Below are 25,664 nucleotides of genomic sequence, written 5' to 3' on the forward strand. Positions count from 1 at the left end.
TTACTCCTTAACGGTTTTCTGTAGCAGGCAGACGGCCCAGGCACCGATTCCCTCGCCCTGGCCTTCCCAACCGAGCTTTTCGGTCGTAGTGGCGGCGACGCCCACGTTTTCGACGTCAACGCCCAGGGCATGGGCAAGGTTGGCGCGCATGGCATCGCGGTGCGGGGTGATCTTGGGTTGCTGACAGGCAATGGTGCAATCGGCATCGACAAACTCAAAGCCCAGCTCACGCGCATAGTCCATCACGCGAGCGAGCAGCACCATCGAATCGGCGCCCTCGTAGGCGGGATCGGTGTCGGGAAATAGTTTGCCGATGTCTCCCCCGCGGCAGGCGCCCAGAATGGCGTCGGCTAAGGCGTGCGCGAGCACATCGGCATCCGAGTGGCCCAGCAGGCCGCGCTCGTAGGGAATGTCGACCCCGCCGATGATACATCGACGCCCCTCCACCAAACGGTGGACGTCGTAGCCGTGGCCAATGCGCAGGTTACTGAACATGGGGAAGGTCCTCTCCCTCGGCCATGCGACCGAGCAGAATCGCGGTTACAGGACGCAGGTCCTCGGGCACCGTCACCTTAAGGTTGTCGCGCGGGCTCTGGACGCAACGAACGCGTCCGCCCATGCGCTCGACCAGTGACGAATCGTCCGTGCCGATAAAGCCCTCGGCAATCGCCGCGGCATGGGCGCGCTTCATGGCGTCGACGCTAAAGATCTGCGGCGTCTGAGCGGCCCAATAGAGCTCGCGCGGCGGCGTCTCGACGATGTTGTCGCCATCGACGATCTTGAGCGTGTCAATCGCGGGCTGGCCGCACACGACACCGTCGAGGGCACGGTCGCTCACGAGCACGTCGATAGCGTGGTCGATGGCCTCGGTCATAATGAGCGGACGAGCGCCATCGTGAATGGCGACGTATTCAAAGCCCGCCGGCACCGCGTGCACACCTGCGCGGGTGGAGTCCTGGCGGGTATCGCCGGCATCGGCAAAACTGATGGGCGTGTCATAGTCAAACGGGTCGATGGCCAGGCGGCGCATCTCGGCACGGCGCTCGGCAGGGCAAACCACGACGATGTGGCCGACCTTGTCGCTCCGGTCGAACGCGCGGATGGACCAGCTCATGAGCGGACGACCTGCCACGTTAACGAGCTGCTTGCCGCCGGGATTTCCAAAGCGCTGACCGCTGCCACCGGCAACGACCACGGCGCATACGGGCGCCATTATGCGTTCCCCTGTTTGGTGCCCTTCATGCGGTACAGCGAGTCCGCAAGAATGGCAGGGTTGTTAACACCAAAGTCGCCCAAGCGCTCCGGATCCTCGCTGATGTCGTCCATGAGCTCCTGCAACGAGCCGTACTCGTCGACGATTTTCTCGGCCACGCCGTCGCGCACAACGGACACGCGCGAAAGCGTACGTAGGCCCAGCGGCGTCATGACGGAGTCCTCGTCCAGGTCGTCGTAACCCAGAACCGCTGCCACATGTTGTGGGTCGGACAGGTCCTTAGGTGTCATGCGAGCGAGCTCGGCGCGAATCTTCTCGGCGTTTGCCTCGGAGGAATCGCTCGCGTAGTCGCGAATCATCAGGTCATACTCGGTATCCATGCTGGAGCCCGCGAGCTGCTCGAGCTGCATCTGCACGAGCTTGCCCTGGTTGCCCAACTTGACGATGCAATCCTTAAGCTCAGTCTTTGCCTGCTGCATGATCTCGAAGCTCGAAAAAATACCGGTAATGTCGGCGAGCGTAACGTAGTCGTCGAGCTCGAGGGCCGTCAGGCGCAGCAGGGAGCGATCGAGCGACTGACGGGTAGTCTGGAGCGTGGCGACGAGCTGATTGACCGAGCTCATGATGGTGGTGACGGGCTGGATCTCGTAGCTCTTGCCGTGGACGTACACGTTAACGACGGCACGACGGGCCGAGACCGAGATCACGATGGCATCGGTGAGCACCGACATGCGAGCGGCGGTGCGGTGACGCATGCCCGTCTCGCTCGTGGCAAGCGAGGGATCGGGATTGAGGTGGAAGTTGGCGCGCAGAATCTGGGTGAGGTCACCGTCGATGACGATGGCACCGTCCATCTTGGAGAGCTCGAACAGACGGTTCGAGGTGAACGAAATGTTGAGCGGGAAGCCGTCGTTACCGGCAGCGAGCACGTTTTCGGTGTCGCCGACGCAGATAAGGGCGCCCAGGTGACCGGCGATGATCATGTCGAGGGCGGTGCGGATCGGCTGACCAGGTGCCGTCAGGCGGATAGCCTGTTCCATACGCTTTTGCAGCTCGTTCTTATCCAAGGCATCGCTCCCATCGTATACGCTCCATAAACGCTAAATAGTTTCTCACGGTTTGTCCCCGCAGCGCTTGCGAAATCCGATGCTTACAGAATGAGCGAACACCGCTTAGGTAGCTCATTTGAGACGGGGTTCTTTTGACTGCTCGTGTGGTAGCATCGGGTCTCATATAAATGAGGGAGTAGTCGCGTAATCGGGCTCGCCCGCAGAGAGGGAGCCAGACTATGGGATTCGCAGAGCTCGTGTTGCTCGCCGTTGGCCTTTCGATGGACGCCTTTGCCGTTTCCATCTGCAAGGGCCTTGGCATGAAGAAAATCAACCTTAAAGTCGCCGTAGTGCTCGGCCTGTTCTTTGGCGGCTTTCAGGCCGGCATGCCCGTAATAGGATGGGCGCTCGGCAGTCAATTCATGGGCATCATCGGACCCATCGACCATTGGATCGCCTTTATCCTTTTGGCCTTTATCGGCGGCAAAATGCTGTGGGAAGCCTTTTCCGAAGACGAAGATGAGAACGAAGGCGACGACAAGGATGCCGAAAAGATTGACCTGGTAGAATACCTGATCCTCGCCATCGCCACCTCAATCGACGCCCTAGCCGTAGGCATCTCGTTTGCGGCGCTCTCGGTTGACATCGTTCCCGCCGTATCGCTTATCGGCGTCACAACGTTTATCTTCTCCATCGCCGGCGTAGCGATCGGCCACACCTTTGGCGCGCGCTACGAAAAACCCGCCACCATCGTGGGTGGCGTCGTGCTCATCCTCATCGGGCTTAAGATCTTGCTTGAGCATCTGGGGGTTCTCGCACTGTAACGAATAACGGCCGCCCGGCATTACGCCAGGCGGCCGTTTTCATAGCCAGCCGTTTTAGAGCGGCTTAACCAAGGCGACCTTTACGCAGCGAGGCGCTTGAGGACGTCGATGAGCAGCTCGTAGAAGCGCTCGGCAGAAGCGAGCTCCATGCTCTCGTCCGGGGTGTGGACATCGGAGAGCGTCGGGCCCACGGCGATGGCGTCCAGGCCGTGCAGGGCCTCGGCAAACAGGCCGCACTCAAGGCCGGCGTGAATGGACTCGATGCGCAGCTCGGAGCCAAAGAGCTCGCGATAGCTCTCGACAAAGACGTCGCGGACCGGCGAATGCTCGGCATAGCTCCAGCCGGGATACTCGAACTCAAACTTAGCGTCGAAACCCAAGACATCGGCCAGCGTCTGCAGGCGGTCCTTGAACTCGTTCTGCAGCGAAGTGATCGAGGAGCGCGGGGACAGCATGATCTTGACCTCGTTATCGGAGGTGGCGACCACGCCGATGTTGGAGGAAACCTCAACGGAGCCGTCGGTGGCGACGTTGCGGCGGATCACACCATTGGGGGCAAGACGCAGAGCGCGAATGAGGGCAAGTGCGGACTTCTGGTCCATGGCCTCAACCTCGGCGTCGTCGGCAATCTCGACGGTGCAAGTAAAGCCGGGGTCGAAGACTTCGAGCTCGGCAGTGACGTCGGCGATGATGCCCTTTGCGATCTCGGCCGCGGCCTCGGCGGCAGCATGGTCGGCATAGACCAGAACGGCCTTGCACTCACGGTTGATGGCGTTGTCCTTGGTGCCGCCGTTAAAGCTGACGATGGCGGGCTCGCCGGCAACCATCAGGCGGTCGATGATACGGGCCATGATGAGGTTGCCGTTGCCGCGCTCCAGGTTGATATCGCTGCCGGAATGACCGCCCAGCAGGCCGGAGATGTCGAGCGTGAGGGTGCTGCCGGTCTTGTGCTCGCGCACGATGGGGCAGGTGTAGGTAACAACGACGCCGCCGGCGCAGCTGACAGTGGCAACGCCCTCTTCCTCGGAGTCAAGGTTAATCATGGTGCGGGCGCTAATCTGGGACTTGTCGAGCGTCTCGGCGCCGACCAGGCCAGTCTCCTCGTCGGTGGTGAATACGCACTCGAGGGCGGGGTGAGCAATCGAATCGTCGTTGAGTACAGTAAGCATCAGAGCGACAGCAATGCCGTTGTCGGCGCCCAGGGTGGTGCCGTTAGCGGTGAGGACGCCGTCCTTGACGACCAGGTCGATACCATCGGTCGTAAAGTCGTGCTCAACAGAGCCCAGCTTGTCGCACACCATGTCGATGTGGCCCTGCAGCATCACGGTCGGGGCATTCTCGGCGCCGGCAGAAGCGGGCTTGCGAATGATGACGTTGTAGACCTCGTCCTGATACGCATCGAGGCCGCGCTCCTTGGCAAACGCGACCAGGAAATCGCTGATGCCCTTCTCATTGCCAGACCCACGGGGGATCGCGCTGACCTCCTCAAAGAAATGGAACAGCTGGGCGGGCTCATAGCCGGTGATCTTGTAGTCCATGGTGCCTCCTTGGCGCAACTGGTTAGACAGTAAGACATGCGACTTGTATATTCCCAGACTTTGCGTGCATAAACCAGTCGAAAACGCCGAGCGCCCTTGCATCATCGGCTAACGGCGGGGAAACGCCACTTTATTAAGATAAAGCAGGCTAGACGGGTCGTGCAGAGGGAACGTTGGACTCCCCAACCAACCTCAACGCCTGTTGAACATTAATGCATACACCATTGGTATGTTTAATAAGATTCTTGTCCTCCGTCACGACGTAATCGGCATCAATGCGATTGGCGACGCCCAGCATCAGGTCGTCCTCAAAGTCATTGTGGTGGTACTTGAACACAAAGGAGTCGAAGACCTCGTCTGCACCGACCGGGGCGATGAGGGCTAGCTCGCGCATCTGTCGAACGCATGCCCAGGCCGTTTCGTCTGCCGCCGCAATGGCGTTATCGCTCAGTGAGCCAGTCTTTCTTCGGCACTCCTGCTTGATTGCCGCCGAGACAAGATATGAAACGTCTTTGACCGAAAGCGACGAGGCAAACAGGGCAATCCGCTCCGAGGCGTCGGCAATCTCGATCAGATGGACGACATTTGCCGTACGGTCGGACCTGCCAGAAAAATAATCCATCCATACGTTGGTATCGATTAACAGCTTGAGAACGCCTTCTGTGCTCATAGTTCCACCCACTCGGGATAGCGCTCCGCCATGGCCTCCTCATAGAGGTCGTCATAGTCTCCCGAGAACTCAGGGATGGGGATGCCGTATTTGAGGCACGAATCACGAACGATATGGCTGCCTTGCGCGGCCCTTGACTCCATGCGCCGGGGCTCCACTCCGTCAGAAACCGGAGCCGCCGCGTCTCCCTTCGAGGGCATGCGTCCGTTAACGACCAGATACTCCCAAAGTGTCCGAACGGCTTGTGACGGCGTCATGCCAATATGAGTCAGGACGGCGTCTCCCGCCTCTTTGAGCTGGCGATCTATACGCACGTTCATCTGAACTGGCCGCGTGTCGAGTATTGACGTAGGCATATCAGCTCCTTTGCTATACTATATCCCGATTTTAGTATAGCACGGCAGATTGAAGCGCATTTCAATAGAAATGAGGGCGCTTCTTTATCGGAAACGCCCCCGTTATACAAGGTATGTTTAATCCCTACAGCGCGCCGGAACCGGCTTGCATCATGCCGCCGGGGCCCGAGGTCACGCCGCCGCTCACGGGCGCGGCGTTGCCAGTGTGCGGTGCCGCCGGGGCGGTATCACCACCGAGCGTGCCCGCCGGACGCGGTGCCGGGATCTCGCCCGTGCCGTGGCTAAAGACAAACTTGCCATCGGCCACGTCGCACAGGACGGTATCGCCCTCGCCCCACTCACCGGCCAGAAGCTCCTCGGACAGCGGGTCCTCGATGAGCTTTTGAATAGCACGGCGCAGCGGACGCGCACCGTTGGTGAGGTCGGTGCCCTCGGCCACGATCTTGTCATAGGCCGCATCGGTGAGCTTGATGTTCATGCCGTTGGCAATCAAACGCTGACGCAGGTCGTCCACCAGCAGGTGCGCGATCTTGGTCAGGTTCTCACCCGAAAGCTTCTGGAACACCACGATGTCGTCGATGCGGTTGAGCAGCTCGGGGCGGAACAGGCGCTTGAGCTCGCCCATCGCGCGGCCGCGGATCTCACTCGACGTGAGACCCTGCTCGCCGGTGGTGCCAAAGCCAACGCTTGCATCCTGCGCAATCTCGCGGGCGCCCACGTTGGACGTCATGATGATCACGGTGTTGCGGAAGTCGACCGTCTTGCCCTGGCTATCGGTCAGACGACCCTCCTCCAGCACCTGCAGCAGGATGTTGAAGATATCGGGGTGCGCCTTCTCGATCTCGTCGAACAGCACGACCGAGTACGGGTGGCGACGAACGGCCTTGGTGAGCTGGCCGCCCTCGTCGTGACCGACGTAACCCGGAGGGCTACCGATGAGCTTGGAGACCTCGAACTCACTGCCAAACTCCGACATGTCGAAGCTGATGAGCGCGTCCTTGCTGCCAAAGAGATACTCGGCGAGCGTCTTGGCGAGCTCGGTCTTGCCCGTGCCGGTGGGACCCAGGAAGATAAAGCTGCCGCCGGGGCGACGCGGGTCCTTGAGCGGCGAACGGCTGCGGCGCACGGCCTTGGCGACGGCCTCGACAGCCTCATCCTGACCGATGATGCGTGTCTTGAGCACGCTTTCGGCCTGCAGCAGGCGACGGCTCTCGCTCTCGGTAAGCGAGGACACCGGCACGCCCGAGGTCACGGACACGATATCGGCGATCTGGGAGACATCGATGGTGAGCGGGCTGGCGTCGAGCTCGGCCGTCCAGGCAGCCTTGGCCTCGGCGAGTTCAATCTCGGCAGCCTTCTGCTGCTCAGTGATCTCGGCAGCCTTGTTCATGTCGTCGCTCTCGGTGGCCTCCTGCGCGGCGGCCTTGAGCTCCTCGATGCGATGCTCGGCCTCGCGCACCGGCTCGGGCGCGCGATTCGCGGCGATGCGAGCGCGGGCACCGGCCTCGTCGATGAGGTCGATTGCCTTATCGGGCAGGAAGCGATCCTGGATGTAACGGTTGGAGAGGTTCGCGGCGGCCTCGATAGCACCCTGCGTATAGCGCACATGGTGGTGCTCCTCGTAGCGCGGCTTGAGCGCGGTCAGGATCTTGACCGTGTCCTCGACGCTCGGCTCCTCGACATCGATGGTCTGGAAGCGACGCTCGAAGGCCGGGTCCTTGGTGAGGTACTTGCGAAACTCCTCGGCCGTGGTGGCACCGATGATCTGGAAAGCACCGCGCGCGAGCACCGGCTTGAGCATGGAGCTCGCGTCGATGGAGCCCTCGGCGGAACCGGCACCGATGATGGTGTGCATCTCATCGATAAACAGGATGACGTCGTCGGCCTCGGTTGCCTCCTGGATTACGTTCTTGAGGCGCTCCTCAAACTCGCCGCGATACTTGGCGCCCGCCACGAGGCCCGGCAGGTCGAGCGTCCAGATATTCTGGTTCATGAGGTTCTCGGGCACGTTGCCGGCTGCAATCTGCTGGGCCAGACCCTCGACGATGGCCGTCTTGCCCACGCCGGGGTCGCCCAGAATGAGCGGGTTGTTCTTGGTGCGACGCGAAAGAATTTCCATCATACGCTGGACTTCCTTTTCGCGGCCGATCACCGGATCGAGTTCGCCGTCGCGCGCCTTCTGCGTAAGGTTGGTCGCGAACTGCTTAAGTGTATCGGTACCGCTCCCCTTTTGCTGGGAGGTATCCGAGCCGCTAAAGAACGGCAGGCCCGTACCGGGACGACCAGCACCGGCGCCAGCGAGCGGACGCTTCTTATCCTGGTCCTTGGCGGTGAGCTTCTCGATAGCCTTTTTGATGGAGGCGGACGACACACCCAGGCGCATGAGGATGTCCATGGCCATGCCGTTGCCCTCTTCGACGATGCCGATCAGCAAGTGCTCGGTCGACACGTAGGTCTGGTTGTTCTCACGCGCCACGCGGAATGAACGCTCCATCACGCTAATGACGAGCGGCGTAAAGGCGAGCTTGGCCGCCTCGGTCTCCTCGCTGGGCTCGGGAACCGTGGTCTGGACCTCTTTGAGAGTATCCATGATGTCATCGTAGGAGATGTCGAGCGAACGCAGTGCCTCGGCGGCAATGCCCTCGTCCTCCTTAGCGAGTGCGAGCAGCAGGTGCTCGGTACCCACCTTATTTGAGTGAAGATCGAGCGCTTCTTGCTTGGCCATGGACATGACCTTGCGCGCGCGATCGGTAAAACGGTCTAACATGCTAGTTCCTCTTAGACGAGCTAGTTTTTTCAAACGCAAAGCGCCGCCCCGCGGCAGCGCTTTGGTCTCTTTACCCATATGGAGTATATGTTAACCGTTGGGACCTTTCCCACCCGTAGCCGCGCGACAACGTCTACAAAAAAGGAATTGCTCGGGTCCGTTTGGCGGTTTGGTTTTGAGCTGCTGTCTAGCAGGCGGGCTCGGCGTCCATGCTCTCGGCAACGTCATTGACGGCATCGGCAACGGGAGCGCCCGGCATGCGCACGAGCTCCATGTGCGGCTCGGCAAAGACCGTGCCCATGGGGAAGGCGCGGCGGAAGACAAAGCGAGCAACCGGACCAGCCACCAGCAGGTTCCAAGGTAGAGCCATGATAAAGTTGCGCGGAATGTTAACGAGCCACATCATCGGTAGCAGCTGCAGGTTGGCGAGCGGGCCGCCGGGCATGTGGAACAGGCCCTCGCACGCGCCGTAGAGCGACATGATGATAACCATGGGAACGACCATGCAGGAGCTGACGGCGAGCGTCATGGCAAGCGGCGAGCTCTTGCCCGGCGTGACCAGGAATTTAAAGGCGAAGCCCTTAGCAAGGGGGCTGGCAACAAACCAGTCGCAGCACATGGCAAAAACGTAGGCAACGGGGAAGCCGAGCCACGCGGCGGCAACAACCTCGCCGTTGATGGCCCCATGCTGCAGGGCAACGTTGTAGATGCTCATCCAGAGCACCATGCAAAAGCACATGATAAAGGTAAACAGCAGGCTCTCTCGTTTGTTGATAGGCATAAAGGGCATGGTCCTTTCTGTGTTACGCCGCTACGCCACGCAACAAAAACGGGCGAGCAAGATGGAGCTGTTGGGACTTCATCTCGCCCGCCCGTGGTACGTGCGTCTGCGACTACTTATGTGGTGAAACCAGCCTAGCACGAAAAGCACGTGCTTCGTAAGCGTTGAGTTTATGAAGATGCAGGGCACCAACAATCCCCCGACCCCATAAGTTGCGGTGGAATACGGACTGTTTTGACCCTTTAAGCAGCAATTCAGTCTCTATTTCACCGCAACTCATTTGGTGCAAAGTGACCTGTCCTCCTTGCACCAATTAGCTGGTGTGGCGCCAGCGGGGGTCGGTGAGGGTTCTCGCCACGCCCAGGCCAACGGGCAGAAACGCCACAATGAGCACTGCGCGCACAAACCAGCCGAGCATATTGACCGTGTCGAAGGTGCACATGTAATACATCGAGCGATACAGATACAAGCCCGGCACCATAATGACAATCGATGGCACCGTGAGGGCGATACGTGGGTAGGTGAGCTTGATTTCGGCTAAGCTCGCGAGCAGGCCCGATACCAGCGCACCGATAAACGCTGCTGCCTCGGGAGGCATACCTAAGCTCAGGCCCAGGAAGGGAAACAGCGCCGGCGCATCGACAAGGGTCAGACGCAAGGTATTGGACACGGCGCCGATCAGCCCAGCTGCCGCGGCCATCTTTACCGGGCTGTTGAACATCACCGAGAAGCCGAATACGCCAACGAAGCTCATCACCACGCGCAAGAGTGTAAGAGCCAACGGTGAGAGCCCGAGCGGGGCAAAATCATCCGGTGCCAGCCCCACACACTCGGCAACCATCCAGCCCACAAGGGTCGCCATCACAATAATCGACACGGCATACGAAAGACGCTCAATGCCGCTTCGCATATCAAGCTTAGCGATGTCGAGGCCTGCCGTAATGAGGGGAAAGCCGGGAATCACAAAGAGCATGGCGCCGATATAGCCTTCTTGGTGCGACATTGCCCCCGGTACGACCTGGCCAAGGCCGAGCAATGCCAGCAGATACGAAACGCAAGCGAGCGCAACGCCCGTCGTCAGCGCGCTAAACTGGCCAAGACCCTGCTTGAGAATATGGGAGCGAGCGAAGTTGCCGACACCAGCGCCTACGAATGCACAGGCCATCTCGATAGGACCGCCGCCGAGCAAAAAGACGAAGGCGCCGCAAGCACAGGCTGCCGCAAGGCCCTGTTGCCAGGGAGAGTAATCGGGCTTTGAGCTCTCAACGGTCCTGAGCATCTCGTGATACTCGTGTACCGTGAAGCGACGACCATAGGTCTCGATTTCCTTGAGGAAACTCTCCATCATCCAAATGCGATGGGTATTGACTCCCGTTGTGGGCAGGCTGACAACCTCGTTAAAGCAGTGGCCATCTTCGATGCAAGTGCACTCAAACGACAGAAGACTCAGGTCGACGTGAATCGTGACGCCGAGTACGGCAGCAACACGATTCATGGTATCGCGCACGCGCCAGGCACCTGTTCCGCTTGCCAGCATAAGCATGCCGGTGCGGCAGATGATGGATGATTTATCGGTGAGCGGCGCATCGACGGCAAGCTCATCGCCTGCCGTCACGATCTGGCGCCAGTCGGTTTTCATATGGAGGGCGCCGGCACGGACACCGTGGTGCATGGGGACTCTTGAGAGCAACGAATCATGGTGCGAAGGCTGTGGGGGTTCCGTCGATTCGACCTCGTCCTCGTCGGGCCCTTCATCAACAAGGTCGAAAGCATCGAGCGCCGCCGGCTCGCGACGATCGGTCAATTCCTCGTCCTCATCATCAAAATAGTTGAACTGATCGAGCATGTCCTCTTCGATTGCACGATCGCTCGCGTCGTCCATATAGACGCTCCCTTCCTGCCGACTAACCCCCATCCTAGGCAGCGATGGCTAAAGGAAACATAAAAGAGACGGCTATCATGCGAGCCATGTGCACAATAGCCGTTGGGTAGTCGTTTAAGAACGTCCCCAATGACTATTGACGGCCAAGGCAACGCCGGTGCCTTGGCAACGACAGCGAAAGCCCGCCAGAGCGAGCAAGGTCCTTTTAGGGCGAGATGACACCATAGGTTGAACATAAGTCAGCGAGCGGGCCGCATTTGAGACAAGGTGACGTGAAACGAAAGGGCGCTGACCTTCTGGTCGCGCCCTTGAAGTTGAACGTCAGATTGTCCAAATGCGGCCCGCGCAGCGTCGAGCCGTTACGCGGTTCGTAGAACCGCGTAACTAGTTAGTACATCTTTGCGCCGGCAGGGATGGAAGCGTCGAGCTGGATCAGGTTGAGACGTTCCTCACCATCCTCCTCGTGGATAGCGCTGATGAGCATGCCGCAGCTGGGAATGCCCATCATCTTGCGCGGAGGCAGGTTGGTGATGGCGAGCAAGGTCTTGCCGACCAGGTCCTCGGGCTCATAATAACCGTGAATGCCGGAGAGGATGGTGCGATCGGTGCCGGTGCCGTCGTCGAGCGTAAAGTTCAGCAGCTTCTTGGACTTCTTGACGGCCTCGCATGCCTTGACCTTCACGGCGCGGAAATCGCTCTTGGAGAAGGTATCAAAGTCGACGAACTCCTCAAACAGCGGCTCGACGGCAATCTTGGAATAATCGACCGTGGGCTTGAGCGGCTTGACGAAGGGGCTCGCGGTGTTGCCGGCCTCGGCAGCCTTGGCAGCAGCGGCACCGGACTGGAAACCCTTCTCGGGCTTCATGTGCGGGAACAGCAGTACGTCGCGGATAGAAGCCTGGTTGGTGAGCAGCATGACCACGCGGTCGATACCGATGCCGATGCCGCCCGCGGGAGGCATACCGTACTCGAGGGCGCGCACGTAATCCTCGTCGTACTCCATGGCCTCGTCGTCGCCGCCAGCCTTCTCGGCCATCTGAGCGGCAAAGCGCTCGGCCTGGTCGACCGGGTCGTTGAGCTCGGAGAACGCGTTGGCGTACTCGTGGCCGGCGATAACCAGCTCAAAGCGATGCGTCAGGCGCGGGTCGTCCTCAAAACGCTTGGCGAGCGGGCTGACCTCGATGGGATAATCGCACACGAAGGTCGGGTTGACGATGGTGTCCTCGCCCAGCTCATCGTAAATCTCGGCGATGATCTTACCAGCAGTCCACTCGGGCTTAATCTCCAGGCCCTTCTCGCGCGCGGCGGCAGCAAGCTCCTCGACCGGCGTGTCGATGGTGACCTGCTTGCCGAGCACGTCGGAGACGATGTCGGTCATGGGACGGCTGGCCCACTCACCAGAAAGGTCGATGGTCTGGCCCTGGTACTCGATAACCTCGGGGTTGCCGATGGCCTTGTTAGCCGCCTTGATGACACCCTGGGCGAGCGCCTTCATGCCCTCGAGGTCGGAGAAGGCACGGTAGGCCTCCATCGTGGTGAACTCGGGGTTGTGGGTAAGATCCATGCCCTCGTTACGGAAGATACGGCCGATCTCGAACACGCGCTCAAAACCGCCGACGATGCAGCGCTTGAGGTGCAACTCGGTAGCAATGCGCAGGTAGCACTCCTGATCGAGCGCGTTGAAGTGCGTGATGAACGGCTTGGCAGTAGCGCCGCCCTGGATGGTCTGCAGGATGGGGGTCTCGACCTCCATGTAGCCGTCGGACTCCATAAAGCGACGGAAGGTGGAGAGAATCTGCGAACGCTTACGGAACGTCTCGCGAACGTCGTCGTTGGCGATCAGGTCGACATAGCGCTGGCGATAGCGGGTCTCCTTGTCGGAAAGACCGTGGAACTTCTCGGGCAGCGGACGTACGGCCTTGGCAAGCAGGGTCGCGCTCTTAGGGGCAACGGAAAGCTGGCCGCGCTGGGTGCGCACAACCACGCCGGTCACGCCCAAGATGTCGCCCAGGTCGAGGGACTTGAGCGTATTCCAGGCAGCCTCGTCCATGTCGTTGATGCGGCAGAACAGCTGAATCTCGGCAGTCGCATCGCGCACGACGATGAACATAATCTTGCCCTGACCGCGCTTGGCGACCACACGGCCGGCGATCTTCACGACGTCCTCGGTGTCCTCGCCATCGGCAAGCTCGGCGTACTTAGCCTCGATATCGGCGACGTAGTCCTCAAGCTCAGAGTGCTCGGGATAGGGGTTCTGGCCCGCCTCGAACAGGGCGGCGCGCTTGGCCAGGCGGGTGGCGCGCTCGTCGTTGAGCGTCGATGCCTGATCGGCGGCGTTCTGGTTCTCTGCCATAAGTTAGCTCCTCAAACTAAAACGCTCCCCAGGATTCGGTCCCAGGGAGCGAAAACATACCTTTACGCGGGACCGTGGTCTAGCGTGCGATCTTGGCGATGGTGTAGACGCGAGTCTTGCCGGAAGGCGTAACGACCTCGACGGAGTCGCCCTCGCCGTGACCGATGATGGCGTGACCGACCGGAGACTCGTTGGAAATCTTGTGCTCGAGCGAGTTGGTCTCGGTGGTACCGACGAGCGTGACTTCCATGACCTCACCGTTGGGATCAATCAGAGAAACGGTGGAACCGATGGAGACGGTCAGATCGCCCGTGGTGGCAGCAACCTGAGCGTTGGCGAGGATGGCCTGGATCTCGGCAATACGAGCGGCGTTCTGGGCCTGCTTGTCCTTGGCGGCATCGTACTCGGAGTTCTCCGAAAGGTCGCCGAACGCGCGGGCTTCCTTGATGTCCTCGACGATCTCCTTGGCGTAATCGCCCTCACGCCAAGCGAGCTCCTCGACGAGCTTCTGGCGGCCCTCAGCGGTCAGTACGATCTGGCTTGCGTCCATACGGATATCTCCCCAACTCTGATCAAACAATCAACTGTCAATAAAACGAAAAAGACCGGCTAGCCTGCGGGCAAGCCGGTCAGGTGCTCACCCCAAAGGGATGGGACTACTCTGCGTCCGCGTCGCTGTCCTCTGCCTGCTTCTTCTTGGCAGCAGCGAGCTTGGCCTCGAGCTCAGCGATCTCCTTGTCCTCCTCGGACTGCTCGACCACGACCTCCTCGGCCTGCTTGGTCTCGGCCTTATCGTCGCCCTCCATACCCTCGCGGATATTCTTGACGGTAGAGCCGAGGGACTTGCCGAGCTTCGGCAGGTTCTTGGGCCCGAAGATAATCAGGACAACGAAGAGAATAATGATGAGCTCAGGAGCCCTCAGTCCAAACATGTAGACCTCCACAATACAGCGAGACAAGCTCGAATGAGTATACCGCGGGTATCGCGGTATCACAACAATAGCTAAAAAAAGGGACCGCAAGAAGCGGTCCCTCCTCATGCTCTGGTCGGGTTGACTGGATTTGAACCAGCGACCCCTGCGTCCCGAACGCAGTGCTCTACCAAACTGAGCCACAACCCGTTAGCTCGACTATAGTAACAAAGATTTCCGTCGTGTGCTAGAGAAATTTTTACTTCTTTGGCACTTCGATGAGAACCGTGTTGGGAATGAGCTCCGTCGCGCAGGACCACCAGCCGTTTTGCAGGGCAGCGTCGGCAAGCCTTTCGGCCGTGGCGGCGGTGTCGCAAATGGCAAACGAGCAGGCGCCCGATCCGCACACATCTACAGCAACGGTGCCGTCCTGTTTACGCAGCCAATCGAGAACCGTTTGAATCTGCAGCTCCATCTGTGCGGAAATGACACCCAGGTTGTTATGGATGAGCGCATATGCCGTCTCGGCATCACCGGAACGCAAGGCAGAAGCTATCGCGCCGGGCTTGTCTGCAGGCACCGGGGCCTCGTCAAAACGTCGATAGGCCTCAATTGTCGAAACGCTCGCCTCGCGCGGCTTGACCAACACGACGGGCGTTGCGGGCAGCGCGGGATACTCAGTTGCCAGCACGTCTCCCCCACCTACGTAGAACGCAGGGCTCGCGTGCAAAAAGAACGGGACGTCAGCACCAATGCCCCGCGCAATGTCGTCGAGCGCTGGGTCGGTGCGATCAATGCCCCAGAGCTCCGCCAAGGCGACAATGACCGCGGCAGCATCCGTCGAGGGACCGCCCAAGCCGGCGCACAATGGAATGCGTTTCTCAATCGTCACGCAGATGTTTGCCTCGCGACCATAATGCTCGGCCATAGCAACCGCAGCCCGATACGCCGTATTCTTTTGCATGGGAAAATCTGATGCCGGAACCGTCTGGACGGTCAGCGCCTGTGCCGGCGTAACCGTCACGGTATCGGAAAGACCGACAGCTGCCATCAGGGAATCGACCCTGTGGTAGCCGCGGTCATCGCGCTCGGTATGAACCCCCAGGTAGAGGTTGATCTTTGCCGGCGCGGTAAGGGTGAGGGACCGATCGGTCACCGCTAGTGCTCCTCGAGCTGGTTGCCGAGCGGGGTAAAGATATGCTCGCCGCTCTCGGGGTCAAACAGTTCGACCTGCCCGGTGAGGACATCGATATACTGGTAGGACTGACGCGACTTGCGGCCGCGGCGCTCGTCGACCTCGACGATAAAGACGGCGGGGTGGACGCTCTTGATGGTGCCCATGCGCTCGACGACGCGGGTGCGGCCCATGTTGGCCTTCACCTTGACGCGATCGCCCACCATATCGGTCAGCTTCTCGTGGATGTCGTCGACGTGATTGACTTCCATCTCTTCCATGAACAGGGCCTCCAGAAGGTGCAATTCAAAAAGGGGATAATACCCCTAAGATAGACAAAACTCTAATACTATAGCACCCTGTTACAAACACGCGCAAGTAGCTAATTTGGCTACTTACAGATTGTCGGTATCGAGGACGATGGTGAATGGGCCGTCGTTGACCAAGTCGACTTTCATATCGGCGCCAAAGATGCCGTGCGCCACGTGTTCGACATCTTGGCGAACGAGCGTCAGGAAGTACTCGTAGAGCTCGTTGGCAACATCGGGGGCGCCGGCATCGGTAAACGATGGGCGGCGGCCGTGACGGCAATCGGCGAACAGCGTGAACTGCGACACTACGAGAACCTCGCCGTCGACATCGGCAAGTGCCAGGTTGGTCTTACCGTTCTCGTCCTCGTTAATACGCAAGCCGCGGAGCTTGCCCCACAACTTATCAGCCTCGGCGCGCGTGTCGCCGTGGCCCACGCCCAACAGCACCAGATAGCCGCGCCCAATTTTGCCCACGCACTCGCCGTCGACTGTCACGCCGGCATTGAGTACGCGCTGCACCACCGCACGCACGGCTTACTCCTCGCCCGTCAGTTTGGCGGATAGGTGCTCGAGCGCATGGAATCGATGGCTGATGGCGTTCTTCTCGTCCGCCGTGAGCTCGGCCATAGTCTTGCCCGGCGTATCGACCGGCAGGAACAGCGGGTCGTAGCCAAAGCCGTGATCGCCGCGACCCTCGTGCGCGATAACCCCCTCGCAGGCGCCCTCGCCATAGGTGACCAGGCCGTCCGTATCGATGAGCGCGACGACGCTCATAAAGCGCGCAGTGCGGTCCTCGTCGGCCACGCCCTCCAGATTCACGAGCAGCTTGGCGTTGTTGGCGGCATCGTCGCCGTGAACGCCCGCGTAGCGCGCGCTATACACACCGGGCTCACCGTCCAGTGCGTCGACGACCAGGCCCGAATCGTCGGCAATGGCCATGAGCCCCGTCTCTTCGACGGCAGCCTGCGCCTTGATGATGGCGTTCTCCAAAAACGTCGTGCCGTTTTCCTCGGGGTCCTCAAAATCGCCCAGCTGGCCGAGCGCCACAAAGCGAACCTCGGGCATGACCTTGCCCAAAATGGCCTCGATCTCGGTGAGCTTATGGGCGTTACCCGTTGCCACGACAATGGTCGCCGCCGGGTCGAGGGTGTCGATGTCGATCTTCTCAAGTGCCATGAGTGGTCTCCTTGTCTCTATAGCAATGCCGCGCCGAGGGCGACGAGGGCCTCCGCCTCTCCCCTCTCAATCAACGGCAGTCTTATACTTCGACGTTTTCCCAGATAAAACCTGCCAAAATAAACCTGTCACTTTTTGGTAGGTTAGGCGAGGGCCTGGCGCTGGAGCTCGATGAGCTCGGCGATGCCTTTGTCGCCCAGGTCGAGCAGGGCGTTGAGGCGCTTACGGTCAAAGGGCGCCTGCTCGCCGGTGCCCTGGAGCTCGATCATCTCACCGGTGTCGGTGGCGACGAGGTTCATGTCGACTTCGGCATGGCTGTCCTCGGAATAATCGAGGTCAAGCAGCGTATTGCCGTCGACAACGCCCATGGAGATGGCGGCCACCTGGCCGGTAAGCGGGATGCGCTCGATCTTGCCCGCCTCGACCCACATGGCGAGGGCGTCGCGCAGCGCCACCCAGGCGCCGGTGATGCTCGCTGTACGCGTGCCGCCATCGGCCTGGATCACATCGCAGTCGACGGTGACGGTGTACTCGCCGAGCGCCTTCATGTTAACGACGGTACGCAGGCTGCGGCCAATGAGGCGCTCGATCTCCATGGAGCGGCCCTTGCGGTTGGCGTGCTCGCGCTTGCAGCGCTTGCCGGTCGACGCCGGCAGCATGGCGTATTCCGCGGTCACCCAGCCGGCCTTAGCTCCCTTTCGCCAGCCCGGCACGCCCTCCTCGATAGTGGCGGCACACAGCACGCGCGTGTCGCCAAACTCGGCCAGGCACGAACCGTGGGCGTGCTTCATGACGCCACGGGTGAGCTTAACGGGGCGTAACTCGTTGGCGGCGCGACCGTTGGCGCGGTTGACCTGCATGTACTCCATAGAAAAATCCTTTCGGCAAAAGGTGTGGCGAAGACTTTGGCGGCGGCCTTACATCTATTTCAGCTCATCGATATCGATATGCTCAATGCTCTTGAGCGGCTGACCAAAGATAAAGCTGCCCGCCACCGCAAACTCGGCAATGTTATCGGCCGTCGTGGCAAAACGATGCTGCGGCTCGGCGGCGTCGCCCGCCAGCTGCTCGCGGCGCGTAAGGATGTCGGTCAGCTCGCGCGTGGTCTCCTCGGCGGAACTCACGACGCGCACCCCAGGCCCCAGCGCATGGCGGATAGGTCCCACCAACAGCGGAAAATGCGTACAGCCGAGCACCACGGTATCGATACCGTGGTCGCGCAGCGGCTCAACCGTGGCACCCACCAGTGCACGCACGGCAGGCGTATCGAAGATGTCCTCGTTCTCAAGCCACTGTTCTTGCAGATGTGCACCCGAGGCGAGCTCGTGTTCGACAACCTCGACAAAGCTCGAGGCAGGACAGCCGTATACATCGACGCCGGCATCTAGATCCTGAATGGCGCGCGTGTAGGCGCCCGAGCGAATGGTGAGGTTGGTGGCGAGCACGCCCACGCGACGCGAGCGGGTGCTGTTGATTGCCGCACGGGCACCCGGCGCGATCACGCCGATCACGGGAACGTCGAGCACCTGCTGGGCCAGACGCAAGGCCGCAGCTGTCGCCGTGTTGCAGGCGATGACCATAATCTTGACGTCGTGCTTCGACAGCCAACGGCCCGCCTGCAACGCAAACGAGCGCACCTCATCCTCGGTGCGCGTGCCGTAGGGGCAGCGTTTGGTGTCGCCGAAGTAGTAGACGGACTCATGCGGCAGCGCCGTCGCGATGGCGCGCGCAACCGTCAGACCGCCCAAACCAGAATCGAACACGCCAATCGGGCGCGTGTCGCCTGCCAGATTCTCGATATCGGACATTACCTCACCAGTCTCTCTCGAAAAGACATGTCCAAGTGCGGCGACGCCGCGCTACGAACGCGCCGCGACCAGCAGCTCTGCCGTCGCCGCCCAACCGTCGACAATTTTGCCGCGCGTAACGAAAGCGTTCTCGCAAGCAGCCAAGAACTCGGGCGCACCGGCGCTCGTCAGGCCATTCTCGACCAGGCAGAACGTGCCCACGTGATCGGCCATGTAGAAGTCGGACTCGGAATCGCCGAGCGCCAACGTCTCCTCGCGCTCGATCCCTAGGTGCTCGCAGAAGCGCGCAATGGCGACGCCTTTGTTGAGGCCCGCGGGGTTGATGTTGAAGGCGCGACCGTCCTCGACGCGATCGAGCTCGAGCGTCGTCGGCTTGGACAGATGCGTCAGATGGCCGTTGCAAGCCCAGACCAGACCGCAGCCGGCCTCGTCGAGGATGGCCTGTGCCTCGTCATCGGGGATGTCGCCGCGCATGCCGACGGTGACCTCGCGGTACTTGTAGCCGGTCGACATGTCGTTGTGATACTCGATCTTGTGCGGCCAGCGGGCGAGGATCTTCTCGCACACGCCGGTCTGCTCGATCACCTGGTGCGGCGTGAGACCGCAAGAGGGGTCGTAGGGCATGTCGCCGGTCAGATACTCCCAATCGTTGGCTTTGAGGTCGTACATGACCAGGCCGCCCATCTCACCAATGTAGGAGTTGAGGCCGAGCACGCGCGCATCCTCGTGGATCATGGTGCGGTTGCGGCCCGAGGTGGGAACCACCTGAATACCAGCGCGGGCAAGTGCCACGACGGCCTCGACGAGTTTGGTCGAGGGGTTGCCGTCGTTGTCGCGCAGCACGCACGAGCCGGGTGCGAGCATCGTAGCATCCAGGTCGGTAAAGACGTACTTAACCTTGGCCAAGCGCTCGCGCATCTCGCCCGAAAGCTCGGCGACGGTCGGCAGGGTGTTGTGGGACATGGTTACTCCGTTTACGTAGAAGGGTTTGGACTTGGACGGCATGTTTTGATTGAGGGAACACGCTTATGGCGACAGCGCACTCAGGGCGCCGCCGCCATCATGGTTCATTAGTCAAACTGGGTAACATCGATCAGGCGATTGGCCAACGAAAGGTCGCTCTCGATGGGCACGAACTCGTCGCCCACGTGCATGAGCTCCTCGTCACCCTTTGCCAGCAGCAAGACAATGGTGGGAGCATCGGGGTTGACGTACTCCTCGCGCGCTGCCTTGAACGCCGCATGCACAGCGGCTTCGCGATCGAGGATGATCTTGTTCGGCGTATCGTCGGGAACATGTTCGGCAAGCTCGCGACAGACCTTCATCGGGTCCTCGTGAGCCGGGTCCTCGTTGGCAAAAATCATCAGGTCGGAATATGGTGCGGCCTCGCGCGGAAGCTGCTCGCGGCGCTCCTGCGCCTTGCCGCCGGCAGCGCCAAACACTGCAATGACGGGGCTAGTGGGAAACGCGCGCTTGACCGACGAGAAAAGCGAACGGAACGAAAGCTGGTTGTGCGCATAGTCAACGACGCAGATCACGCGGCCGTCCTTCGACTCCACGACCTCCATACGGCCCGGCACACGAAGCTTGGAGAGGCCCTTCTTGATGGCATCGATACCGATGCCGATCTCGTGCGCAGCGGCGATAGCGACCAGCGCGTTCTCCACGTTAAAGTCTCCCGCGATACCCAGCAGGATCTTCTCCCCCGCCTCGAACTCGTCGGCACACAGGCCATGCAAGTTGAACTCGATGCTAAAGCCGACCATGCGCACATCGCTCGCCCACAGGCTTGCCTCGGGATGCTCGACGCCAACGGTCACCAAGCGCTCGGCCGTCGACGCTGCCTCCAGCACACGGTCAACCTCTTCGGTGCCCAGATTCACCACGGCGGTCTTTGCCTGGTCAAAGATCCTGAGTTTGCTCTCAAAATAATCCTCAAACGTGGGGTGTTCGATCGGCGAGATGTGGTCACGACCGATGTTGAGGAAGCACGCCACGTCAAACGGCAGATTCTCGACGCGTTGGTACTTGAGCGCCTGGCTCGAGACCTCCATGACCATGGACTGGCGACCGGACTCACGGCAGTTGGCGATATGGCGCCAGACCTCGGGGGCCTCGGGCGTAGTATTGGTGCTCTCGTAGCACTCGATGCCATCGTCGGTACTCACCGAGCCGATCATGCCGCAGGATTCGCCCGCTGCCTTGATGATGGACTGAAGCATAAAAGCGGCCGTGGTCTTTCCCTTGGTACCGGTGATGCCCACGATCTTGACGTCGTGGTCGGGACGGTCGTAGACCTCCGGCGGCAACAGGGCCATGGCCGTGCGAACGCTATCAACAACCAGCATCGCAGCACCGCTCTCCTGCGCCAGCGGCTCCAGAGACTCGACCAGCGACTCTTCGCACACAAATGCGACGGCACCCGCATCGAGCGCCATGCTCAAAAACGCGGGCTTAAAGGCAGCACCTTTGCAAAAGAACACGTCACCTGCCGAGACCGCGCGCGAATCAAACGAGCAGCCGGTCACGGCACGCTCGTCAACCTGCTCTGATGCGCGCAGCTCGCCGCACACATCGAGAAGCTTGGCAAGCGTATCGACCGTGGTCACGGTCGCGGAATCCGAATGGTGCATCTTTCACCTTTCTCAGCCATTTGGCAGGGACGGTTTTTATAGTAACTGAAACGCACCCACGCAAAAACGGCTCCCGGAGGAGCCGTTACGCGCAGGCGTTCGTAAGCCGAGGCTAGGCAGCCTGAACAGCGGGCTGGTCCTCGTCGATAAAGAAGCGCTTGTACCACACCAGGAACACGAGCGGCGTATAGATCTTGCGCTGGAAATCGCCCTTGCCCGCAAAGTGCAGATCGAGCAGGTGCATGAGCTCGTCGGTATCGAAGAACTCGCTTGCCCACGGCGCGGTGAAGTACTCCTTGACATAGTCGTACCACTTTTGCTCGCGCAGCCAGTAGACAATCGGCACCGGGAAGCCCACCTTGGGACGGGTGGCCCACTCATCGGGCAGCGACTTGTTGGCAGCGTGGCGGAGTACCTGTTTGTTGCCGTTCTCGTTGATGCGGTAGCGGTCGGGAATGTGCTCGGCGAACTCCATGACTTTGCGGTCCAGGAAGGGCACGCGCAGCTCCAGCGAGTGCGCCATGCACATCTTGTCGGCCTTGAGCAGAATGTCGCCCGGGAGCCACATGTTCATGTCCAGGTACTGCTTCTTGACCAGCTCGGGCTGACCCTTCACGCGCGCATAGATGGGAGCGGCAAGCTCGAAGGCGCCATCGCCGGTGTTGTACTCGGGCTTGAGCACGCCGTCGACCTCGCGCTCCGGCCATACCAGAGCCTGTCCCAGGAACGACTTCTCGGGGATCTCGGCACCCTTGACCAGGAAGTTATGTCCCTTGAAGTACGGCATATGCAGCGCCAGGTTACCGAGCGCGCGACGGATGGGCAGCGGCACCATCTTTTTGTACTTGCGGACCGGAACCGTGTCCTCGTAGTAGGCGTAGCCGCCAAAGAGCTCGTCGGCGCCTTCGCCCGAAAGCACGACGGTGACGTCCTTGCGGGCCATCTCGGCCAAGAACCACAGCGGCACGGAAGATAGGTTGGACTGCGGCTCGTCCATGTGATACTGGATGTCCTCGAGCGCACCGAAGAACTCGTCGGCGGTAATCATCTTGCGGACATTCTCGACGCCGAGCTTATCGGAAAGTTCCTTGGCGTAGTTGGTCTCGTTGAAATTCTTGTAATCGAAGCCCACCGAGAAGGTCTTGTCGGGCATGAGGCAAGCGGCGATGTAGCTGGAGTCGACGCCGCCGGAGAGGAACGACGCGACCTTGACGTCGGCGATGCGATGGGCCTCGACGCTCTCGTGCACGACCTCGTCCAGCTCATCGACATACTCTTCGAACGGCTTCTCGACGGCAGAGTAATCGCAATCCCAGTAGCGCTCGATGTTCATCTTGCCGGTCGGGATGTCTACGGTAAAGTAGTGCGCCGGCGGCAGCTTGTAGACACCCTCGAAGAAGGTCTCCTCGGTTGCCGAATACTGCAGCGTCATGTACGGACGCAGGGCCTTTTTGTTGACCGCCTTGTGGAAGTGCGGGTAGTCCAGGAAGCTCTTGATCTCGGAACCAAAGAGCACGCCCGGAGCGCCGTCGCCCGCATCGGCCATGGGATAGTAGTAGAGCGGCTTGATGCCAAAGATATCGCGGGCGCCAAAAAGCTTGTTCTTCTTCTTGTCCCAGATGACGAAGGCGTACATACCGCGCAAGCGATCGAGTACTGCCTCGCCCCACTCCTCGTAGCCGTGCAGGAGGCTCTCGGTGTCGGCGCCGCAGTGGAACTGGTAGCCCTTGGCCTCGAGCTCGGAACGGAGTTCTTGGAAGTTGTAGATCTCGCCGTTGAAGACAATGACGACGCTACCGTCCTCGTTGGCCATGGGTTGGGCGCCAGCCTCGGTCAGGTCGAGGATCGACAGGCGGCGGAAGCCGAGGGCAACGCGGCCGTCGATAAACTGACCGCCCATGTCGGGACCGCGATGGACAATGCGGTCCATCATCTTGGTGAGCACCTCGGATTGGTTATCCGTCCCACCGACAAAACCGACAAAACCGCACATATACTATCCCCTCTGCTGTTGCTGGGCATCAAATCGAATCAGTAGCTTTTGAGTATACCCGAGGGCGTAAAGAGGGGCGGAATGTTCAGGCAATCTCAACTGAATCAGCTCCGCGCCGACACGCGCCGGTTACCTTTAATGGATATGAGATGAATGAGGCGATTGTTTTGCTATACTCTCTCCGCACGGGCGATTGGCGCAACGGTTAGCGCAGGTGCTTTACACGCACAAGGCTGGGGGTTCGAATCCCTCATCGCCCACCACTGATTTGGAAACGGTCCTCGAAAGGGGACCGTTTTTTGTTTGGGCCTATTTCATGGGATTCGAACCCGGAAGGGTGCGAAGCTGAGGAAACGCGAAGCGTTTTCCAGCGCAGCACGCGAGGGCCGTAGGCCCGAAGCGAGAGCGGGCGGCGTCAGCCGCACGCGACATCCCTCATCGCCCACCACTGATTTGTTAGGCCTCCAGTGATGGAGGCCTTTCTTTTTTGGGCCCATCGCAGAGGGATTCGAACCCGCCAGCACGTCCGTCACAAAGGCCGTGGCCAAAAAATGGCAAAAATGAGTACTGTTACCAATTTTGTAGCAGCGATTTTTGGGTTTCGCTGGATAAATCTAGCTCTGAATCAGCGATTTGAAGCCTTTACTAGCTGTTTTCCCATTAACATAACTGAACATGTGTGGTCTAACTAATCCTAGGTAGTCGGTTTCATATGAGATTCAACTGGTGACAGTACTCATATTTGGCATTTTTTGTCCAAAGGCTCTCCTGGCCATTGCAGATTTATGGCAAAACGGGCTCCAGACCGCCGAATCGTGCCGCATATGGCACGTCCGCAGTCCGGAACCCGGTCCAAATTGAGTTATTGCGCCGCGTTAGCCCAAGACACCCGCCAGGATCTCGATTAGGCTGTCCACGTCGGCCTCTTCGCACACGAGCGGCGGCAGGAAACGCAGCGTATGGGCACCCGTAGCGTTAATCACGGCACCGGCGGCCAGCGCGCGGGCAACAATATCATGCGCGTCGCCCGCGGCATCATCCAGGTCGCAGCCGAGCATCAAGCCGCGACCGCGCACATCGGTAACATGCGGTAACTTGGCGAGTTTTGCCTCCATATAGGCGCCCACCTTGGCAGCGTGGTCGGCATAATCGCCGCGCACGAGCGCGGAGAGCGTCGCGGCACACGCCGCGATGGCCAAGCAGCTACCGCCAAAGGTCGAGCCGTGGTCGCCCGGCTCAAACACGTCGGCAATCTCCTTCTTTGCGACGACGGCACCCATGGGCACGCCATCAGCAATGCCCTTGGCAAGGCTCATGATGTCGGGCTCCACGCCATAGGTCTGGAACGCAAACGGCTTACCCGTGCGGAAGATACCGCACTGGACCTCGTCGGCGATAAGCACGGCGCCCACTTCGTGTGCCAGGTCGCGCGCTGCCGCCATAAACTCCTCGGTCATGGGGTGCACACCGCTCTCACCCTGGATCGGTTCGAGCATCACGGCGCAAATTTCACTGCCCAGCTGCTTAAAGATCGCACGCAATTCATCGACATCGTTGGGCGTGCAGGCCACAAAGCCACCCGGCAGCGGGCGGAAGCTGTCCTGCAGCCAATCCTGCATGGTGGCGGCAATGGTCTCGAGCGTACGGCCGTGGAAGCCGCCGCGCATGCACACGATGGTGTTGCCGCCATTACCGGCACGCTTGGCGTACAGGCGCGCGAGCTTCATCGAGCCCTCGTTGGCCTCGGCGCCGGAGTTGGCAAAGAAGGTCTCCCACACCTGCTCGTCCGCAGCCGGGGCACCAAGAGCAGCTGCCGTGGTCTCATCGCCGGCGGCAATGGCATCGGCAAGCACGCGCGCACCATCTACGTCGTCGTTAGCAAGCTTGGACAGCAGCGCCGCGACCTGTCCGCGCTGCTCAATGTAGAAGTAATTGGAGACATGCATGAGCTTTTTGGTCTGTGCCTCGAGCGCCGAGAGCACAGCCGGGTCGCCATGACCCAGGCTGCACACGCCGATGCCAGCAAGAAAGTCGAGGTACTCACGGCCATCGTCGCCGGTGAGTTTCATGCCGTGGCCCTCGACAAACTCGACCGGAGAGCGGCCAAAGGTATGCATAACGTAATGGGATTCAAGCGATTGCTGAGCTGCAAGTGACATGGGATGCCTTTCGTTGAGCGCCGGACGGCGCAGGCCTATGGGTGCAGAAATGGGGCGGCTGCGGGT

23 protein-coding genes and 2 tRNA genes are annotated in these 25,664 nt (G+C 60.4%); 2 read left to right on the plus strand and 23 right to left on the minus strand.

From position 1 onward, the window contains the following. Genes ispF through disA form a run of 3 tightly spaced genes read right to left on the minus strand, consistent with a single transcriptional unit; the run spans position 1 to position 2,253 of the window. Entirely contained in the window at positions 1–495 is a 495-nt protein-coding gene (gene ispF / locus CSV91_RS05510) for a 2-C-methyl-D-erythritol 2,4-cyclodiphosphate synthase (RefSeq protein WP_006234975.1), read from the minus strand. Further along, positions 485–1,213: a 2-C-methyl-D-erythritol 4-phosphate cytidylyltransferase gene (gene ispD / locus CSV91_RS05515; protein WP_099432098.1), complete on the minus strand. Its 729-nt coding sequence runs from the start codon at positions 1,211–1,213 to the stop codon at positions 485–487. Before ispD ends, ispF begins: the two co-directional genes overlap by 11 nt. Beyond that, positions 1,213–2,253 (minus strand): DNA integrity scanning diadenylate cyclase DisA, encoded by a 1,041-nt coding sequence (gene disA, locus CSV91_RS05520; RefSeq protein ID WP_006234973.1) that lies wholly within the window; start codon positions 2,251–2,253, stop codon positions 1,213–1,215. The genes ispD and disA overlap by 1 nt, the downstream gene beginning before the upstream one ends. 248 nt (positions 2,254–2,501) lie before the next feature. Here disA and CSV91_RS05525 point away from each other — a divergent pair, with 248 nt between their 5' ends. After that, positions 2,502–3,086, plus strand: coding sequence for a manganese efflux pump MntP (locus tag CSV91_RS05525; RefSeq protein WP_099432099.1), 585 nt, complete (start codon positions 2,502–2,504; stop codon positions 3,084–3,086). 80 nt (positions 3,087–3,166) lie between these two features. Here CSV91_RS05525 and CSV91_RS05530 read toward each other — a convergent pair whose 3' ends face one another. The 19 genes from CSV91_RS05530 to asnB all read right to left on the minus strand — a co-directional run bounded on the left by CSV91_RS05530 (position 3,167) and on the right by asnB (position 23,439). Further along, entirely contained in the window at positions 3,167–4,624 is a 1,458-nt protein-coding gene (locus CSV91_RS05530; protein ID WP_099432100.1) for an aminoacyl-histidine dipeptidase, read from the minus strand. A gap of 148 nt (positions 4,625–4,772) precedes the next feature. Next, positions 4,773–5,294: a PIN domain-containing protein gene (locus CSV91_RS05535; protein WP_099432101.1), complete on the minus strand. Its 522-nt coding sequence runs from the start codon at positions 5,292–5,294 to the stop codon at positions 4,773–4,775. Beyond that, a complete protein-coding gene (locus CSV91_RS05540; protein WP_099432102.1) occupies positions 5,291–5,650 on the minus strand; it encodes a type II toxin-antitoxin system RelB/DinJ family antitoxin in 360 nt (119 codons plus the stop codon). The genes CSV91_RS05535 and CSV91_RS05540 overlap by 4 nt, the downstream gene beginning before the upstream one ends. A 124-nt stretch (positions 5,651–5,774) precedes the next feature. Further along, a complete protein-coding gene (locus CSV91_RS05545) occupies positions 5,775–8,417 on the minus strand; it encodes an ATP-dependent Clp protease ATP-binding subunit (protein WP_099432103.1) in 2,643 nt (880 codons plus the stop codon). A 187-nt stretch (positions 8,418–8,604) separates the two neighbouring features. Further along, the gene (locus CSV91_RS05550) at positions 8,605–9,198 is read right to left on the minus strand and encodes a DUF2798 domain-containing protein (protein ID WP_099432802.1); all 594 of its coding nucleotides are present in this window, start codon (positions 9,196–9,198) and stop codon (positions 8,605–8,607) included. A gap of 313 nt (positions 9,199–9,511) precedes the next feature. After that, the gene (locus tag CSV91_RS05555; RefSeq protein WP_232049567.1) at positions 9,512–11,080 is read right to left on the minus strand and encodes a threonine/serine exporter family protein; all 1,569 of its coding nucleotides are present in this window, start codon (positions 11,078–11,080) and stop codon (positions 9,512–9,514) included. A 388-nt stretch (positions 11,081–11,468) separates the two neighbouring features. Continuing rightward, positions 11,469–13,433, minus strand: coding sequence for a lysine--tRNA ligase (gene lysS / locus CSV91_RS05560; RefSeq protein ID WP_099432105.1), 1,965 nt, complete (start codon positions 13,431–13,433; stop codon positions 11,469–11,471). 79 nt (positions 13,434–13,512) lie between these two features. Beyond that, on the minus strand, positions 13,513–13,983 hold the full coding sequence (greA, locus tag CSV91_RS05565) for a transcription elongation factor GreA (protein ID WP_006234960.1): 471 nt from the start codon (positions 13,981–13,983) through the stop codon (positions 13,513–13,515). A 106-nt stretch (positions 13,984–14,089) separates the two neighbouring features. Next, positions 14,090–14,365 carry a twin-arginine translocase TatA/TatE family subunit gene (gene tatA, locus CSV91_RS05570; RefSeq protein WP_157757999.1) on the minus strand — a complete coding sequence of 92 codons (276 nt, stop codon included), beginning with the start codon at positions 14,363–14,365 and terminating at the stop codon, positions 14,090–14,092. Between the two features lie 112 nt (positions 14,366–14,477). Then, a tRNA-Pro gene (locus CSV91_RS05575) sits at positions 14,478–14,554 on the minus strand. Positions 14,555–14,603: 49 nt separating this feature from the next. After that, entirely contained in the window at positions 14,604–15,500 is an 897-nt protein-coding gene (gene ispE, locus CSV91_RS05580) for a 4-(cytidine 5'-diphospho)-2-C-methyl-D-erythritol kinase (RefSeq protein ID WP_099432107.1), read from the minus strand. 2 nt (positions 15,501–15,502) lie between these two features. Then, on the minus strand, positions 15,503–15,799 hold the full coding sequence (locus CSV91_RS05585) for a Veg family protein (protein ID WP_006234957.1): 297 nt from the start codon (positions 15,797–15,799) through the stop codon (positions 15,503–15,505). 114 nt (positions 15,800–15,913) lie between these two features. Beyond that, on the minus strand, positions 15,914–16,360 hold the full coding sequence (dtd, locus tag CSV91_RS05590; RefSeq protein ID WP_089572532.1) for a D-aminoacyl-tRNA deacylase: 447 nt from the start codon (positions 16,358–16,360) through the stop codon (positions 15,914–15,916). A 3-nt stretch (positions 16,361–16,363) separates the two neighbouring features. Further along, positions 16,364–17,005, minus strand: a complete 642-nt coding sequence (rdgB, locus tag CSV91_RS05595; protein ID WP_022094898.1) for an RdgB/HAM1 family non-canonical purine NTP pyrophosphatase — start codon at positions 17,003–17,005, stop codon at positions 16,364–16,366. A gap of 143 nt (positions 17,006–17,148) precedes the next feature. Next, complete coding sequence (gene rph / locus CSV91_RS05600; protein ID WP_099432108.1) at positions 17,149–17,874, minus strand: ribonuclease PH; 726 nt, start codon at positions 17,872–17,874, stop codon at positions 17,149–17,151. Positions 17,875–17,928: 54 nt separating this feature from the next. Beyond that, positions 17,929–18,813, minus strand: coding sequence for a glutamate racemase (gene murI, locus CSV91_RS05605; RefSeq protein ID WP_099432109.1), 885 nt, complete (start codon positions 18,811–18,813; stop codon positions 17,929–17,931). Between the two features lie 51 nt (positions 18,814–18,864). Continuing rightward, entirely contained in the window at positions 18,865–19,776 is a 912-nt protein-coding gene (locus CSV91_RS05610; RefSeq protein ID WP_099432110.1) for an HAD family hydrolase, read from the minus strand. A 107-nt stretch (positions 19,777–19,883) separates the two neighbouring features. Then, positions 19,884–21,446 (minus strand): Mur ligase family protein, encoded by a 1,563-nt coding sequence (locus CSV91_RS05615; RefSeq protein WP_099432111.1) that lies wholly within the window; start codon positions 21,444–21,446, stop codon positions 19,884–19,886. A gap of 112 nt (positions 21,447–21,558) precedes the next feature. Next, on the minus strand, positions 21,559–23,439 hold the full coding sequence (gene asnB / locus CSV91_RS05620; protein WP_099432112.1) for an asparagine synthase (glutamine-hydrolyzing): 1,881 nt from the start codon (positions 23,437–23,439) through the stop codon (positions 21,559–21,561). A 187-nt stretch (positions 23,440–23,626) separates the two neighbouring features. On the opposite strand from asnB, the gene CSV91_RS05625 reads away from it, so the two are divergent. Next, positions 23,627–23,702, plus strand: a tRNA-Val gene (locus CSV91_RS05625). A 612-nt stretch (positions 23,703–24,314) separates the two neighbouring features. On the opposite strand, the gene CSV91_RS05630 is transcribed toward CSV91_RS05625, so the two are convergent. Next, positions 24,315–25,598, minus strand: a complete 1,284-nt coding sequence (locus CSV91_RS05630) for an aminotransferase class III-fold pyridoxal phosphate-dependent enzyme (protein ID WP_099432113.1) — start codon at positions 25,596–25,598, stop codon at positions 24,315–24,317. Positions 25,599–25,664 lie beyond the last annotated feature (66 nt).

Origin of the sequence: Collinsella aerofaciens (assembly GCF_002736145.1) — a bacterium.
In the GTDB taxonomy this organism is placed as follows: domain Bacteria; phylum Actinomycetota; class Coriobacteriia; order Coriobacteriales; family Coriobacteriaceae; genus Collinsella; species Collinsella aerofaciens_A.

Excerpts from the sequence above, each read along its gene's own strand:
- murI (WP_099432109.1), bottom strand. The coding sequence starts at position 18,813 with ATGTCCGATATCGAGAATCTGGCAGGCGACACGCGCCCGATTGGCGTG.
- CSV91_RS05555 (WP_232049567.1), bottom strand. The coding sequence starts at position 11,080 with ATGGACGACGCGAGCGATCGTGCAATCGAAGAGGACATGCTCGATCAG.
- CSV91_RS05630 (WP_099432113.1), bottom strand. The coding sequence starts at position 25,598 with ATGTCACTTGCAGCTCAGCAATCGCTTGAATCCCATTACGTTATGCAT.
- CSV91_RS05530 (WP_099432100.1), bottom strand. The coding sequence starts at position 4,624 with ATGGACTACAAGATCACCGGCTATGAGCCCGCCCAGCTGTTCCATTTC.
- asnB (WP_099432112.1), bottom strand. The coding sequence starts at position 23,439 with ATGTGCGGTTTTGTCGGTTTTGTCGGTGGGACGGATAACCAATCCGAG.
- greA (WP_006234960.1), bottom strand. The coding sequence starts at position 13,983 with ATGGACGCAAGCCAGATCGTACTGACCGCTGAGGGCCGCCAGAAGCTC.
- CSV91_RS05615 (WP_099432111.1), bottom strand. The coding sequence starts at position 21,446 with ATGCACCATTCGGATTCCGCGACCGTGACCACGGTCGATACGCTTGCC.
- CSV91_RS05525 (WP_099432099.1), top strand. The coding sequence starts at position 2,502 with ATGGGATTCGCAGAGCTCGTGTTGCTCGCCGTTGGCCTTTCGATGGAC.
- disA (WP_006234973.1), bottom strand. The coding sequence starts at position 2,253 with ATGGAACAGGCTATCCGCCTGACGGCACCTGGTCAGCCGATCCGCACC.
- CSV91_RS05550 (WP_099432802.1), bottom strand. The coding sequence starts at position 9,198 with ATGCCTATCAACAAACGAGAGAGCCTGCTGTTTACCTTTATCATGTGC.
- CSV91_RS05535 (WP_099432101.1), bottom strand. The coding sequence starts at position 5,294 with ATGAGCACAGAAGGCGTTCTCAAGCTGTTAATCGATACCAACGTATGG.
- CSV91_RS05545 (WP_099432103.1), bottom strand. The coding sequence starts at position 8,417 with ATGTTAGACCGTTTTACCGATCGCGCGCGCAAGGTCATGTCCATGGCC.
- lysS (WP_099432105.1), bottom strand. The coding sequence starts at position 13,433 with ATGGCAGAGAACCAGAACGCCGCCGATCAGGCATCGACGCTCAACGAC.
- ispF (WP_006234975.1), bottom strand. The coding sequence starts at position 495 with ATGTTCAGTAACCTGCGCATTGGCCACGGCTACGACGTCCACCGTTTG.
- rdgB (WP_022094898.1), bottom strand. The coding sequence starts at position 17,005 with ATGGCACTTGAGAAGATCGACATCGACACCCTCGACCCGGCGGCGACC.
- tatA (WP_157757999.1), bottom strand. The coding sequence starts at position 14,365 with ATGTTTGGACTGAGGGCTCCTGAGCTCATCATTATTCTCTTCGTTGTC.
- rph (WP_099432108.1), bottom strand. The coding sequence starts at position 17,874 with ATGGAGTACATGCAGGTCAACCGCGCCAACGGTCGCGCCGCCAACGAG.
- CSV91_RS05610 (WP_099432110.1), bottom strand. The coding sequence starts at position 19,776 with ATGTCCCACAACACCCTGCCGACCGTCGCCGAGCTTTCGGGCGAGATG.
- CSV91_RS05585 (WP_006234957.1), bottom strand. The coding sequence starts at position 15,799 with ATGGAAGAGATGGAAGTCAATCACGTCGACGACATCCACGAGAAGCTG.
- ispD (WP_099432098.1), bottom strand. The coding sequence starts at position 1,213 with ATGGCGCCCGTATGCGCCGTGGTCGTTGCCGGTGGCAGCGGTCAGCGC.
- CSV91_RS05540 (WP_099432102.1), bottom strand. The coding sequence starts at position 5,650 with ATGCCTACGTCAATACTCGACACGCGGCCAGTTCAGATGAACGTGCGT.